General features: G+C 50.7%; 13 protein-coding genes. 11 read left to right on the top strand and 2 right to left on the bottom strand.

The genetic code is table 11. The features are described 5' to 3' along the window. Nucleotides 1–445 precede the first annotated feature (445 nt). Together FAES_RS09305 and FAES_RS09300 are read right to left on the bottom strand one after the other, a co-directional pair. A complete protein-coding gene (locus FAES_RS09305; protein ID WP_148289331.1) occupies nucleotides 446–1,153 on the bottom strand; it encodes a hypothetical protein in 708 nt (235 codons plus the stop codon). A gap of 169 nt (nucleotides 1,154–1,322) precedes the next feature. Continuing rightward, on the bottom strand, nucleotides 1,323–1,691 hold the full coding sequence (locus tag FAES_RS09300; RefSeq protein ID WP_148289330.1) for a hypothetical protein: 369 nt from the start codon (nucleotides 1,689–1,691) through the stop codon (nucleotides 1,323–1,325). A gap of 183 nt (nucleotides 1,692–1,874) precedes the next feature. Here FAES_RS09300 and FAES_RS09295 point away from each other — a divergent pair, with 183 nt between their 5' ends. The 11 genes from FAES_RS09295 to FAES_RS09255 all read left to right on the top strand — a co-directional run bounded on the left by FAES_RS09295 (nucleotide 1,875) and on the right by FAES_RS09255 (nucleotide 13,408). Further along, complete coding sequence (locus tag FAES_RS09295; protein WP_041257705.1) at nucleotides 1,875–2,084, top strand: helix-turn-helix domain-containing protein; 210 nt, start codon at nucleotides 1,875–1,877, stop codon at nucleotides 2,082–2,084. A gap of 146 nt (nucleotides 2,085–2,230) precedes the next feature. Further along, entirely contained in the window at nucleotides 2,231–2,689 is a 459-nt protein-coding gene (locus FAES_RS09290) for a hypothetical protein (protein ID WP_041257704.1), read from the top strand. Next, nucleotides 2,686–3,444 carry an antA/AntB antirepressor family protein gene (locus FAES_RS28915; protein ID WP_015330946.1) on the top strand — a complete coding sequence of 253 codons (759 nt, stop codon included), beginning with the start codon at nucleotides 2,686–2,688 and terminating at the stop codon, nucleotides 3,442–3,444. The genes FAES_RS09290 and FAES_RS28915 overlap by 4 nt, the downstream gene beginning before the upstream one ends. 11 nt (nucleotides 3,445–3,455) lie before the next feature. Next, entirely contained in the window at nucleotides 3,456–3,809 is a 354-nt protein-coding gene (locus tag FAES_RS09280; protein WP_015330945.1) for a hypothetical protein, read from the top strand. Continuing rightward, a complete protein-coding gene (locus tag FAES_RS09275; protein ID WP_015330944.1) occupies nucleotides 3,797–4,234 on the top strand; it encodes a YopX family protein in 438 nt (145 codons plus the stop codon). The genes FAES_RS09280 and FAES_RS09275 overlap by 13 nt, the downstream gene beginning before the upstream one ends. 10 nt (nucleotides 4,235–4,244) lie before the next feature. Continuing rightward, on the top strand, nucleotides 4,245–5,495 hold the full coding sequence (locus FAES_RS09270) for a tyrosine-type recombinase/integrase (protein ID WP_041257703.1): 1,251 nt from the start codon (nucleotides 4,245–4,247) through the stop codon (nucleotides 5,493–5,495). A gap of 55 nt (nucleotides 5,496–5,550) precedes the next feature. Further along, nucleotides 5,551–6,060 (top strand): HNH endonuclease, encoded by a 510-nt coding sequence (locus FAES_RS09265; protein WP_041257702.1) that lies wholly within the window; start codon nucleotides 5,551–5,553, stop codon nucleotides 6,058–6,060. 22 nt (nucleotides 6,061–6,082) lie between these two features. Continuing rightward, entirely contained in the window at nucleotides 6,083–7,528 is a 1,446-nt protein-coding gene (locus tag FAES_RS30340; protein ID WP_015330942.1) for a LysM peptidoglycan-binding domain-containing protein, read from the top strand. Nucleotides 7,529–7,537: 9 nt separating this feature from the next. After that, a complete protein-coding gene (locus FAES_RS30335) occupies nucleotides 7,538–7,675 on the top strand; it encodes an Arm DNA-binding domain-containing protein (protein WP_015330941.1) in 138 nt (45 codons plus the stop codon). An 80-nt stretch (nucleotides 7,676–7,755) separates the two neighbouring features. Further along, nucleotides 7,756–7,908, top strand: coding sequence for a hypothetical protein (locus tag FAES_RS30330; RefSeq protein ID WP_158408756.1), 153 nt, complete (start codon nucleotides 7,756–7,758; stop codon nucleotides 7,906–7,908). A 406-nt stretch (nucleotides 7,909–8,314) separates the two neighbouring features. Beyond that, nucleotides 8,315–13,408, top strand: a complete 5,094-nt coding sequence (locus FAES_RS09255; RefSeq protein ID WP_015330940.1) for a tape measure protein — start codon at nucleotides 8,315–8,317, stop codon at nucleotides 13,406–13,408. Nucleotides 13,409–13,410: the final 2 nt, after the last annotated feature.

The following is a 13,410-nucleotide window of genomic DNA, read 5'->3' as shown; positions in this document are numbered from 1 at the left end:
GCCGCGCAGCGATCTGATTTCCGATGCTCGCCGAGCAGCAGGCACACGAACAGGGTTAGGGCCAGTAGTGTAATAGGCATAAACGGGCAAATCTTTGGCCGACCTGTACTTTGGCGGCGGCGTGTAGTTTACAGGGCGAATTGCAGTCCAAACCGGATCATAAACCCTCAAACGGTAGCCATTGTAGTCAATATAGGACCAGCCACCTCCCGGTGTTCCTCTGACAATTACGATAGTGCCCGGTGCCAGGTCAACAAGCCTAGTCCCGTCCTCTGTTTCTATGGCGTGTGTTTCCGCTAACGAATCGATTCGGTATTCGTAGTAGGGTTCGTAAGATTGATAGCGGCTGGCGGAATTTCGGCAGCAGAAAAGCGACAGCAACAGGAACGGCAACAGTAGCAGTTTATACATATTGGTGTTGGGATAGTGAAAATTGAACTGTGTATTAAAACTCTTTGAGCTTGTCTCGGGTTTGTCGCTCTTTCTGATAGTTAACCTTATCCTGCCAAGCCTTCTTACAGTCAATGGCAGCAGACAACAATTCCTCTTGGCTCAAGCTGAAGTAACTGGAATAAATAGGGTTACATTTTTGATCGTAGTGCTTCATGCGAACATCTTTGGCCCTTGCTCCGGCGTCTGACCATGAGGTAATTTCGGTTACCTCCTTATTCACGACCTCGGTTCCAAGGCGGACGTACCTGCACACCTCATCCTTTGTTCTAATATCGACGGTCGGCTTACCGAACTTTAGCCTTAGCGCTTCCGAAAGTTCGGCTGATGTTTTTGAGCGAAACTCAGCCAGCACATTTTGATAAAAGATCAAATAGACCTGCCTAATCTTAATACCTGCTACCTCGACTTGACCCAATAGATATACCTCAGTATCAGGGCACAGCGACGAATTAAGTGTATAGTTGGTTTTGGTGCTAGGTACTAGTTTGTAAATGCTACGTGTGGCAGCCTCAAGCATGGGTTGCTCTTCTATTTCCTTCACCTTACCGCCACGTTCGGCAACTAGCGAATCAATAATAGCAGTTGTAGTTTTGCCGATTTTAAATCGGCCAATGCCATCGATTCTAGAACTTGTCTGCGGTTGCGACAGGGCCGTAAGGCTGATTGATAATAGTAGGTAAGTGGCAGGTACTAGCCGCATGAGAGTCGGAATTTTATTAAAGCCAAAGCAGGTAAGCATATTTGACCAGATCAAATGAGGGTCGCGCCCATGATCCTCTGATCATGTCGTTAATTACTGGGCGGCTAATATTTTACAGGCAGATTTAGTTAGCTTACTAACTATTGCAATTGTAGATAAACTATAGAGGTCATTCCGTAAGTAACAGCGAGGTCTTTCCGTCGGTTAATTTGTAAGCGCCACCCTCTTTGGTTATGGCTGACTTGTCGAGCATTAGCCTGTCTTTTACGTGGAAATGCAGCGTATCGTCTAAGACCTCCCAGCCGAAGGGTGAATCATAAAACCGACTCCCCTTTGTTGCCCGCCAAAAGCCGGTTGTGTCGTTGCGAAAGGTCATCTGCATTTTTATTTCCTCAAGCTCCTTATCGTTTGATGCCGGATCAACGGAAAAGGCCATGTTAAAGGTCTTGCCCGCAAAATCGGCTTTCGAGAAAGAGGTAGACTCGGAAAATAAACCGCCAGCTTGCTTTTTCTCTGACGAACAGTTGGTTAGCAGCACTCCGGTTGCCAGTACTGACAGAAAGTATAGAGGTAGTCGCATAGAGGTAGTTTAATCTTTTTGTGCCAATATATGAACAAGTGTAAACAGTGGGGCCATTTAGTTAACGGCGAAACATTACTTGGTTGACACTTTCTTTATATGGCAAGTAGAAACTACCTTTGTCGAAACCCCAATTCAGAAATGGAGAGCATTAAACAGGTTGTGGCAGAGGCGTTGCGCGAGGCCCTGAAAGATAGCGGGCTGACCCAGAAAGAGGTAGGCTCTAAATTGAATGTAGGCGAACCCACAGTGAGCAAATATTTAAGTGGTAATCAGAATCTTACGCTAGAAACCATTGACGAAATAGCGAAGGCGCTCGGCCTTAAGGTTAAAGTGACTTTCTATAAATAGAAATTTTTTTGCCTAAACACTTGCCATATAAGGAAAGAAACGTATATTTGAACTGTCGATAGACGACAACGAAAACCCCCAACGCTCAATTCTTTGGACGGAACAGCGGAGGGGGTCGGATGTATCACTTAAACCGTGCAGTTCAAATGAACACGCAGCAAAACTACGGCGCAAACCCTGCGCCCGCAAATCCCGTTGTGCCAACGGCACAGCAAGCCGACTCAGCGGCACAAAGCGCACCGCCAACGGCGGAACAGTACCGGCAGGCTGTTGCTGGCACTTCTTCTCAATCTTCGGTTAGCCTCGATTTGGACTTGTTTGGCGAAGGCGACGCCAACAGTGAGGTTATGCTCGTATTCTGTGCCTTGATCGACTACCGGCAGACACTGCAAAATATGGTGGTTGATTACGCTCGGACCAACTTTGAGTCTGACGCAAAAACAGCCAGTTACGAAGTTGAAACCATTGACGAACTGCTGGTAAAGCTTACCCGCAAAATGGCTACGGCAAGCGAGTACAACTATTGGTTGATTCGACATATGGCCGATCCTCAATCGTATCCCTCTTACCAAGCGTGGAAGGCTGGACAGGCCAAGGATCAATGAACGCGCTGATTCAAATTACAACCGATACACAAGGTGTATCGGTTGTGTCAGCCCGCGAACTACACGAGTTCTTGGAGGTCAAAGACAAGTTTGCCCAGTGGTTCAGTCGGCGGGTTGATAAGTACGGATTGATCGAAGGTCAGGACTTTGAAGCCATTGAGGGTTTTTCCCAAAACGGGGAAAAAGGGGGTAGGCCCGAAACCGATTATGCGCTGACCCTGGATTGCGCCAAAGAACTGTCGATGGTGCAAAACAACCAGAAAGGCAAAGAGGCGCGGCAGTACTTTATTGAGGCCGAAAAGCAGTTGCGGCAGGTTGCTCAGCAAATGCCCGCGCTCACCACGTCGGAACAGTTGATGCTGCAACTCGTTCAGCAGAACGCCGCCGTACTCGCCAATCAGCAGGTAATCTTAGAGCGACTGCAAAGCGACATTGCCGATATGCAGCGCGGCTTACCTGCCCCCGCTAAACGACAAAAGACACAGTTAGTCTTACCGCTGGCCGTTCGGGAATCGACTCCCGCCAATGTGCGGAGTCAGATTACCAAGTACGTGAACGCCGCCGCCACCCGAACGGGTAATAGTCAACAGTTTGTCTGGAATTACCTCTACAACCGCTTACATCATGTCTACGGTTTTGATGTGTATCAATGCCCACGCGGTAACGGTGAAACGTGGTTGGATGTGATTGAGCGATATAGCCAATTAGACCGGCTGTATACGCTCACCAATGCGGAGGAAATCTACAGCGAATAGCCCCTAGCCTTATGAGCAAGCCGTTTCACAATCTGCCGCCCTATGCGGAGCTAATCGCCCGCCGAACTTCATTTCCTCCTTTTGTTGAGCAGCCGGGGCCTGTCTACGTTTTCGAGGTAATGAAAAGTCTGTACGTGCCTCGCTTCCGAAAAGGTGTGTTTCTGTTTTGTCAAGACCTGCCCGACGATGACTCAATGCCCGCTTCACTTATCATTGACGAAGGTGGGGCGGATTGGCGCACGACCGAAGGGGCCGTTACGGCGCTCTGGGTGCTGCGGGATGTGCCTCACGACCGGAAAATTGAGCGCCCTCAACTGCTTTGCATTCGTGGCTACTACACGCCGGAACACGTATGGCGCGCATAATAAAACTACGCACATGGGACAGCATCAACCGGGTGCTGTCCCCACTGTCAAGCCTTGAGCAGTTGACGGACCCGCGTTACGAGGTTACGCAGTTTACGGGGCTATATGACGCCAACGGCGTCGAGGTATGGGAGGGCGATATAACCCGTTGGTCAAACTTTGATGCCGACGACCTCACAGCCAACTACGCGCACTACTTGGTAATTCATCATAACGGTTGCTTTGGGACAATCTGCAACCGAGGCAGCGACTTTTCGCCGTTCTCAGATATGCTCGGCTGGTTGGAGCCTAACGGAGTGCTGAGACAGATCAAAGATGAAGTCGTAGGCACCAAATACACTGACCTGCATTTACTCGATGAGTCGGGTGAATGGGAAGGTTTTGACACGGCTAGGGAGACAGTATTTCATCAACTCGCTTTGTAAACAATCCATCATGGCAACACTTTCGCTCCTTCTCAACACAAAGATTTATAGTGATGGTACGCGCCCGTTAATGCTCTCGCTGATTGTACAGAAAGGCGCAAACGGGACTAGCTGGAAACGCCGCACCTTGTGCCGCTTAAAGCCCCACCAATGGGATAAAGCCCGTCGGCTCGTTATCGATCACCCTGAAAAGCGGCTACTGAACGCTCAGGTATTCGATGCTTTCCAGCAAGCCGAGGCCCGTTTGCAGGAGCTTTCTCGCTATGAGCAGCCCATTGATGCTCAATACGTCCTCTTTGGTGGGCAAACGCCTGTTGAATCGGCTATCACCTTATTGGCTCACGGTCGAGGCTACGTTGAGCGCTTGGCACTCTTGAGCCAGACGCGAACGGCTGAGAAGTACAACGGACACCTCAACCGCCTAGCTCAGTTTTTGGGCCAAACGCATACCGGCACGCAAAAAGACATTGCCCTTTCTCAAGTTACGGAGAAGTGGTTGCTTGAGTTCTCGGTTTGGTTGGGCGCTAACGGCTGCAAATCACCCAACACCTTACAGCGCCGCATGGCCTTTATGACTACGCTCTTAAATGACGCTCGTAAGCGGGGCCTAATGCACCACGAACCAATGGCGTTTCTGCGATTCAAAGAGCAGCGGGTTGTTAAGCTCAAACTCACGAACAATCAGGTAGAGCAACTTAAAGACCTCGACGTAAGAGGTAAGCTACGCGATGCCCGCAATACATTCCTATTGCAGGTTTACGCCTACGGCGCGCGCATTGGCGATGCAGTTAACTGGAAGAAAACCGACCTGCGCTACCGGGAGGGGGGTGCGTATCTGGTGTACCGCACCCAAAAAACGGGCGATATTTTGGAGGTAAAACTGAACCGGGCCGCGCTGGACATTCTGGCGGAATACAATGCCACCCCCGGCCCGTATTTATTGCCATGGCTGTCAAGGTACGTTCCTACGCCGGGCCTGTCTGAGCCGGAAGCGAAAGCTGAGTGGCTAAGCAAAACCGAATCGGCCACAGCGCAGATCAATGTGCAGCTAAAAGAATTGGCCCGACTAGCAGGCATTGAAGGTAAGTTAACCTCCCACGTGGCGCGGCACACCTTCGCCACACTGGCCGATGCTAAGATCACTGATAAGCGTAAGATCAGTGCAGCACTCTCTCATAAGCGGTTTGCTACCACTGAGATTTACCTGTCAGAATTGCGTTCGGAAGAGGTCAATGATGCCATGTGCGCCGTATGGGAGTAGGTGGGCGAAATAAATTCAAAGCAACAATCGGTGCCAACCAAACCCTTGTCGAGCTATGAACGCAGGCACAAAGTGGCTAATCCAAGACGCCTACACTAATGGTGGCGAGTCGATTAAGGAGATAGCCCTACGACTGGAATTGGCCGAAGCCGAAGTAAGTCGCGCCTTGAAGGGGGTTCGCAAGCAAAACGAACTACCGGCCAAAGAGGCCTCCGAAGTATTCAGGATTGTGCTGGTTACCTATGATCCTGAATGGCAAAAGGCATTGATAGCCAAACTACGGACAACGCCCTTGTATTTGGATTGGCGGCGGGCGGTACTCAGGCGGGATAGATACCGCTGCCAGGAATGCGGGAACACAAAGGGGGTTCAGGTCGATCACATATACCCCCTGTCGGCTATTGTTCACAATCGACGCATTAACAGCCTTGAAGAGGCGGCGGAATGTGAACTGATTTGGCGGGTAAACAATGGACGAACCCTTTGTCCGACCTGCCACAAACGCACCGAAACCTACGGGGCGAAGGCGCAGCAGTATTGGCGTAATGATGAAATAGACGAATAACACACACAGCAGTACTTTTGCTATGAAAGGCAAGTTGACCAGTGAGCAAAGGGCCGCAATTAAGGCCGAGCGCATAAACGGGGAGTCTTTATCTTCCCTCGCTGACAGATACCAAGTAAGCATACAGACGATTCTCAGAGTAGCCGGAAGCCTTACCCCGAAAAGCGAAGAAGCGAAACGAATCAGGTATAGCGCCGATACGAAGCGACAGGCGGTTGAGCTTTATCTGAGTGGAGTAGACGGCCCCGCTGTTGCCAAGCACTACGGCATGAGCGTAACTACGCTATACTCTATACTCCGCAAGAGTGGGCAAGTGAGGTCGCGGAGCCTTAGCGAAGAACTCCAGCAGCAAATCATAGCCAGCCACAAGCAGGGGCTTACGCCTTCCAGAATCGGAAAGAGGCTCAATATCTGCCCTACCGTAGCTGCGAAGTACATTGACGAGGCGGGCTTAGTAAGGGCGTCAGCAACAAGAAACGAACGTGATGCCGCCATAATTGACGAGTACCTCAACGGTGGCACGACTACTTCGCTGGGCCGTAAATACGGCATACACGAAAGATCCGTGTTTCACATTCTCCGGCGCGAGAAAGTGCCGATAAGGCCGCAAAAGCGGATAGACTCTGAGACTAAGCACAAAATTTTAACTGATTACGAGTCGGGCCTGTCAACCGTGAAATTGGCGGAAAAATATGACACCAGTGCCAAAACAATAGGTAAAGTTGTTCGTGCGTTGGGTGGCGAGGTTAGGTCTCGATTTGTTGACGAAGAGGCCAAAGAAAAGGCGGTTGCCGCCTACCTGAATGGCGACATTACCACAGATAGCGCTCACCTCTATGGGCTTAGCGGGCCAACCTTGATAGAGGCACTACGGGCCAGAGGGCACAAGACGCGCGACAGGTGCCAGTACGATAAATTGCCTACTGAAAGTATGATTTCGGATTATCGGGCAGGAATGACGCTAACCCAAATTGCTGAAAAGAATAACACACTCATGCACCTTGTCTACAGGGCACTTAAGAACACAGGGGTATTTAATGAGCCGGAAAACGAACAGCAAATAGCTGCCAAAAAAGCCCGCTTTCAAGAGTTTGGTCGGAAATACAGCGGCCCACTTAGTTCGCAATGGCAGGGCGGAAAAACAAAACTGAGCGCCTTAATAAGAACCAGCGCACAGTACAGGAATTGGCGACTATCTGTTTTCAAACGAGACGCTTTTTTGTGCCAGCACTGCGGCGACGCAACTAAGCGCCAAGACATTGAAGCTGACCATATCTATCCATTTTCCCGGATTCTCAGCGACTACAAAATCGAAACGCTTGACGAGGCCCGCAACTGCGCCGCGCTGTGGGATTTGTCGAACGGCAGGACTTTATGTAAAGACTGTCACAAACAAACCGATACCTATCTGAACGGGGCAAAGTATTACGGCAGACATATGGGCGATTCTCAACAAAAGGCTTTATAGGCTACACCAATGGAACTGGCTATACTGTTGCGCCTCGACCGGTTGGATAAAGACGGTCGGGCGCCCATACACCTGCGGGTGTGCTGGCAGGGCAACAAGGTGCGCTTGTCGAGTGGCGAAAAGGTGAAGCCTGCCGATTGTCGTTAAAGCGTATTTTTAGATTCTGTTGCATAACCTCAAAACAATAAGTCTGTCAAATAATCTGTATAACGCTACCGCATAACTCAATGAAAACACTAGAAACAATTAAGCCCATTGACACCGAAACGGGCAAATCTTGGGGATCACCCACCCTTTCCGGTTTTGAGGTTAAAACCTCTTTCATTACCCCGGCGGCTCGATTATTTGTCGCTCAGATGAGGGTAATCGCTTTACCGTAGTCCAACAAATAGCTGAATTACGAAGAACCGACGGGGCGGGCAAGGGCTGGCAGATTGAGGAAATAACAGAGCGCGAACACAGAGACGGGACATTTACTGAACGTACCTATAGCGGCGAAGGATTGGACTACCTTTTTGGGTTCTGAAGCTAATATGGCTGTGAGGCTAAATCAATCGACCTCATAGCCCTTGAAGGCCCATCGTAGACGGTGGGCTTTTTTATTGACATTTATTTGTCTTACTAATAATTAGCTTAACAACAAATTCAGCAGTAAGTACTTATTTTTACATATCCAGTCAAGTATTCGTACAGACCTCAATTCTACGGGGTAAACAACCACCATCGGGCTAGGTAATCGACGGGCGAAAACCAGCCAAACACTACGCGTTACACGACCTCAGGTAGATGTCAACGACTACTATTCGCCTTGCTATCCAGGCGGTCAGTGAATTACCTCTCGTACACCAGCAACTTTCAAAGCTAATTGAGTTAACTGAGCAGGCTAAAACAGTAACTCAACAGGCGGCGCAGCAACATCAAGCCGCGACACAGGAGCAAAAGGCAGCTATTCAACAGCAGGTTGCCGAGTATCGCGCGGCCCTTCAACAGCAGACCAATGCACTAAAAGCTGAATTAGACCAGCAGACGGCCATTACACGAGCAGAGGCTAGTCAACAAACAGCCGCCAAAAAGGCAGAGATCAGTCAGCAAACAAGCATCATTCGCGGCGAAATCTCCCAGCAGACAGCCGCACTTAAAGCAGAGGCAAGTCAACAAACCGCCATTGTGAAGGGCGAACAAGATCGACAAACTGCCGCCCTGAAAGCCGAACTCAATCAACAGACGGCACTCTATCGTTCCGAATTAGCTCAGCAAAACGCCGCCGTGCGTAGCCATGTTTCAAGCGCAGGTAGTGCCTTTGCAGACCTAGGTTCTTATGTAAAGGCCGCGTTGACTATTGAGGCGATCAAGCAGTTTACCGAACAGGTCGTTGAGGCAAAGTCTAAGATTGACCTCTTCAAGACCGCGCTTATACAGATGACTGGTACGCGCGAAGAGGCCAATAAATTATTTGAGCAGATTCAGGCGATGGCGCTCAAGTCGCCTTTTGAGGTTGAAAAACTTCTGGAAACCACCCAACAGCTCAAGGCAATGGGGGTAGCTACAAAGGACCTATTGCCGACAATGGATATGCTAGGAAATATTGCCTCGGCTGTCGGCATGGAAAAATTACCTCGACTAGCTAAAGCGTTTACTGACGTACAGAACCGCCAAAAATTATACGCGGGCGAGACACGGCAATTTTCAGAAGCGGGCGTCAACCTCTACGAATTATTGGCAAAGTCGATGGACAAGCCCTTGGAGCAAGTTATCAAGCTGGCTCAAGCGCATGAAATTAGCTTTGCTCAGGTTAAAAAAGCCTTACAAGACGCTACCTCGTCAGGGGGGTTATACTACAATCAGATGGGTATTGCCTCGCAGACGTTGGCAGGGCAAACTTCCAACCTAGCTGACCGCTTCTTCTTTGCTAAGGCCCGCCTAGGCGACTACTACGAAGAGGGTCTCAAGAATGCGATTACCTGGACGAGCAAGTTTATCGACGCACTCTTAGGCAACGGGCAGGCTATCCAGCGTACAGAGGCTTGGTTAGAGGCCGCTACCGCAGCCTACGTTACTTACCGGGTAGCTGTAAGCGCTACCGCCACCGCCAAGATACGGGCGGCAGAGGCCGAGGCTGCCTCGACGGCGGCAACAGCGGCTAATGCGGCCGCCACGACCGCTAGCAGTGCGGCCACATCCCGTTTTTCAGGTGTCTTAACGACGCTGTGGACGACCATTACCCGCAACCCGCTTGGGGCGTTGGTAACAGCGGTTATGGCGATTGTGACCGCAACTCAGCTTTGGCAGGCTGCGACTGCGAGTATGAAAGAGACGATGGGCGAGCAGGAGCAAGGCTTACTACGGGAGCAGACCTTACTAGGGGCAACTGCAAATGTAGCTCTGAACGCGGCCCAAGGTAGTGATCTACGTCGCCAAGCTATCGCTACTATTGTGCAGCAGTATCCCGAATACTTCAAGGGGCTCAACACGGAGACGATCAGTAACGCCCAACTCAGGCAAGTGCTGTCTCAAGTAAACCTCAGCTACGCTCAACGGATCGAACTAGCGCAGAAAGCGTATCTGGTCGAACAGGCGGTAGAGACCCAGAACAAGCTATTTGCCAAGCAGCTTGACTTGCTGAATCAGGTACGTGAACGCGCTCCTGAGTACGCCTATTTAGTAGACCGCGCAGGAGGTAGCGTTAAAACGCTTTATGAAGAAATTGAGAAGTTGGCTCCTGCGGTTCAAAGACACTTTCAGCAGCAAATCGAGGGTGGCAATGTAGCCTCTAAGACATGGAATGCTCTCACTAACGCCGTGAATGGCAATTGGCGGGGATTGATGGGAGCCATGAATGAAATTCCCGGTGCTATTGACGCCAACGCCCGCCAACTTGACAAATACCGGACGGATCAGATCGATTTAGAGGGCAAATATCACTTAGATTCCAAAAACCTTACGCTGGCGCATAATGCTGCTATGCTCGGCATTGCCAGTGACAATGCCGAAAAGTACAAAACCATTACCGTCCAGTCTGCGGCCCAAATTGCGCTTGAAAAGGCTGCTCAGAATCAGCAGACCTATAAAGAAAAACTAGCCTACCTCGACAAAGAAGAAAAAGCCGAAATCGAGTCGGTCAACAAGATACGGGTCGCCAAAGATGCCAGTGATACCGAAATAGCCAAAGCGACAGAGGTTGCACAGGGCAAGATAAACGGCATTATCAAGACGTATCAGGATAAGCGAGTCGAACTAAGCCGTAATGAATGGCTCAAAATCAGTGAGGTAATTGAGCAGGCTAACAAGGGGCTTGAAGAGGGCGAAATCCAGCGGCTCACCATTCAGACAGAGGGCTACAAAGGGGCAAAGGAGCGAGCCAAAGAATACACAGAGTTAACCAAGCAAACGGCCCAAATTGAGAAAGAAGCGGCGCGTGACGTTGCTCAAACGCAGAACGAGCGATTCAAAATCGAAGAGCAATCCCGGCGCAAGCTCTTTGCGCTGGTACTGGATTTTGCCTCGCAGGAATCAGGCTTAGTCGGTCAAATGGGCAGGGCCGCGAAGGCGGTATTCGACAACTGGGATGCTATCTCGGGCAAGAGCAAAGAGAGCGCTGAGCAGCGGGTACGGGAAACCGAAACGCTGTTCAATGCCGCTCAGGCGCGACTTACGTTCTTAATGGACTTTGGTACGGGTGAGCAAATCCAGAAGCAGAAGCAGGTCGTTGCAGGGGCCAAAGTGACCGCCGAAGAGGCAAAGACTGAACTGGAAAAAGTCACGGCGTCGAGTCAGCAGGCAATGGCGGGTTTGCTGTCATTGGGCTTTCAGGCATTCGTAGCGCTCGGCAAAGCAGTAGATGAGCAAATTCAGGCCCAGCGTCAGGCTCAGGCAGATGCCTTCCGGGAATTTCGGGACATTCATCGCGGCTTTTACGACTGGTTGATTGATGCCAGTAAAGAAGCCTACAAACAGGAACTCGAATCGTTTAGCCGTGGCTACGACGAAAAGCGAACCATTATCGAGCGCTTTTACGAGTACCAGGGCGAATTGATGAAGAACCGCGACGGTGTAGATGCTCAATTGGCGCAGGTGCAAGAAATCCTCGACGCCAAGGGGGATGCGCGGGCTTTAATGCGCAATTCCGAACAAGATCAGATGGCGTTTGAAAAGGCGCATCTTGAAACCAGACTAAAGCAAATTGAACTTGAAAAGCAGAGGCTGACCGATTTACACGACGCCAAACTGAGCCAGATCAGCGAAGAGTTCGAGGCAAGAAGGGATCAGATAAACGCAGAGATCGACGCCGCAAAGGATGCTTTTGAGATCAAAAAAGACCTCATTGAGCAGGAGCGCGACAAAAAGAAAGAAGCCATTGAAGATCAGCTATCGGCGCTCAAAGACAGCTACGATCAACAAAAGGCACTCGCTCAGCAGCAATACGACGACGCCGTTCAAAAGGTCAACGACCGCTACGATGCCGAGAAAAAGGCACTACAGGATACTTACGACTTCCGGCGCTCTTTGGTTGAGCAGTCAAAAGCGGATGAATTAGAGGCGGCGGGTATCATTGATCGGTTGCGCGACGACGTTTTGGAGCGCTACCGTACGACCGAGGTTGATAAGCTGACCGCCCAACGTGACCGCATTTTGGCTGGTAACCTATCAGAAAAAGAACGGGCCGACGTAATGAACGCTTTTGCTGAGCGCATCGGTCAGGTTCATAAAGATGTTGAGGATGCTAAACTCGATAAGAGTAAGGCGAATACCATAATCAGCAAACAACTCAAACAGGAAGAAAAAGACCTGACCGAGAAGCTGAAAGAGGAGGAGACCAATAAGATTATTGAGTTAGAGACCCGGCAAAAGAACGAAATCACCGACCTAAAAACACAGCTTAAGACGACGCTCGATACCTACCGGCAGGATTTCGAGACGAAAGAAAGGGAGTTGAAGGGTCGGATTAGGGACCTGGAGGTTGATACAAAGAACAAGATTGAGGCGCTGCAAACCGAGCTTAGGAACACCATTACGGGTTATCAGAATCAACTACGTGACAACGAGCTTGACGCCGCGCACAAAAAAGAACTTGCCAACCGGGCTTATATAGGCGCGGTACGCCAAGCGCAGGCAGAAGCCTTTGAGGCTAATAAGCAGATAAGCATCATCGAGCTAAGAATCGCTGTACTCAAGCTACGGGCTGCTGGCGCGGCTCAGGGCTTGATCGATCAAGTGAATGCGATGATTAGCGAATTAGGCGGGGTCAGCGGCCCGGCTGCTTATGGTACGCCCGTTGTGATCAATCCAAGCGGCGGCATTGGCGGGGCTTACGCGGCAGCGCAGGATGTGGCCTCTAAGCGCGGCAGTGATGACGTATACCGGGGCTGGTTTACCAGTGACGGCGCACCCGTTGAGGTTTTTTACAACCCCAATGACAACAAGGTGATTACCGTTTACGACGCCGCTAAAAACCCAATACAGCTTCGTAATGCCGACGGCTATATACCCTCAACGGGCAAACGATTTGCTCAGGGCACCGAGTACGTCGATGGCCCCTACCCTAGCGGCGTAGACACGATACCCGCCCTGCTCAACCGGGGCGAACGGGTGATCCCAACCGAGCAAAACGCCCTGCTGGGCAATATCTCGAACACGGAGCTAATCGCCCGGATGCTACAGCCACGATTGGCGATCCCTGTTTTGCCCGCCCGGCTCAACCTGCCCGATACAGTCGGCATGAGCGGCGGCAGTAGTGCCATGCTGGCCGAACTACGGGAGCTACGTAAGGCGATTCAGGACAAAGAGTTGCTGCAGCTCAACGTCGACAACGGGGGCATTGCTGCCGCCATGATTGCCCAGGACCAAAAGACCACCTATCACGCTAATCGCTTCCAATTCTAACA

The sequence above is a fragment of the Fibrella aestuarina BUZ 2 genome (assembly GCF_000331105.1).
Classification (GTDB): Bacteria; Bacteroidota; Bacteroidia; order Cytophagales; family Spirosomataceae; genus Fibrella; species Fibrella aestuarina.
Note: the sequence above shows the minus strand (reverse complement) of the source record. Positions and strands in the feature narration are given on the sequence as shown.

What these genes read in the sequence shown, in the direction of transcription:
- FAES_RS09295 (WP_041257705.1), top strand. Translation starts at nt 1,875, where the DNA reads ATGGAGAGCATTAAACAGGTTGTGGCAGAGGCGTTGCGCGAGGCCCTG.
- FAES_RS09280 (WP_015330945.1), top strand. Translation starts at nt 3,456, where the DNA reads ATGAGCAAGCCGTTTCACAATCTGCCGCCCTATGCGGAGCTAATCGCC.
- FAES_RS09255 (WP_015330940.1), top strand. Translation starts at nt 8,315, where the DNA reads ATGTCAACGACTACTATTCGCCTTGCTATCCAGGCGGTCAGTGAATTA.
- FAES_RS28915 (WP_015330946.1), top strand. Translation starts at nt 2,686, where the DNA reads ATGAACGCGCTGATTCAAATTACAACCGATACACAAGGTGTATCGGTT.
- FAES_RS09270 (WP_041257703.1), top strand. Translation starts at nt 4,245, where the DNA reads ATGGCAACACTTTCGCTCCTTCTCAACACAAAGATTTATAGTGATGGT.
- FAES_RS30330 (WP_158408756.1), top strand. Translation starts at nt 7,756, where the DNA reads ATGAAAACACTAGAAACAATTAAGCCCATTGACACCGAAACGGGCAAA.
- FAES_RS30335 (WP_015330941.1), top strand. Translation starts at nt 7,538, where the DNA reads ATGGAACTGGCTATACTGTTGCGCCTCGACCGGTTGGATAAAGACGGT.
- FAES_RS30340 (WP_015330942.1), top strand. Translation starts at nt 6,083, where the DNA reads ATGAAAGGCAAGTTGACCAGTGAGCAAAGGGCCGCAATTAAGGCCGAG.
- FAES_RS09290 (WP_041257704.1), top strand. Translation starts at nt 2,231, where the DNA reads ATGAACACGCAGCAAAACTACGGCGCAAACCCTGCGCCCGCAAATCCC.
- FAES_RS09305 (WP_148289331.1), bottom strand. Translation starts at nt 1,153, where the DNA reads ATGCGGCTAGTACCTGCCACTTACCTACTATTATCAATCAGCCTTACG.
- FAES_RS09275 (WP_015330944.1), top strand. Translation starts at nt 3,797, where the DNA reads ATGGCGCGCATAATAAAACTACGCACATGGGACAGCATCAACCGGGTG.
- FAES_RS09265 (WP_041257702.1), top strand. Translation starts at nt 5,551, where the DNA reads ATGAACGCAGGCACAAAGTGGCTAATCCAAGACGCCTACACTAATGGT.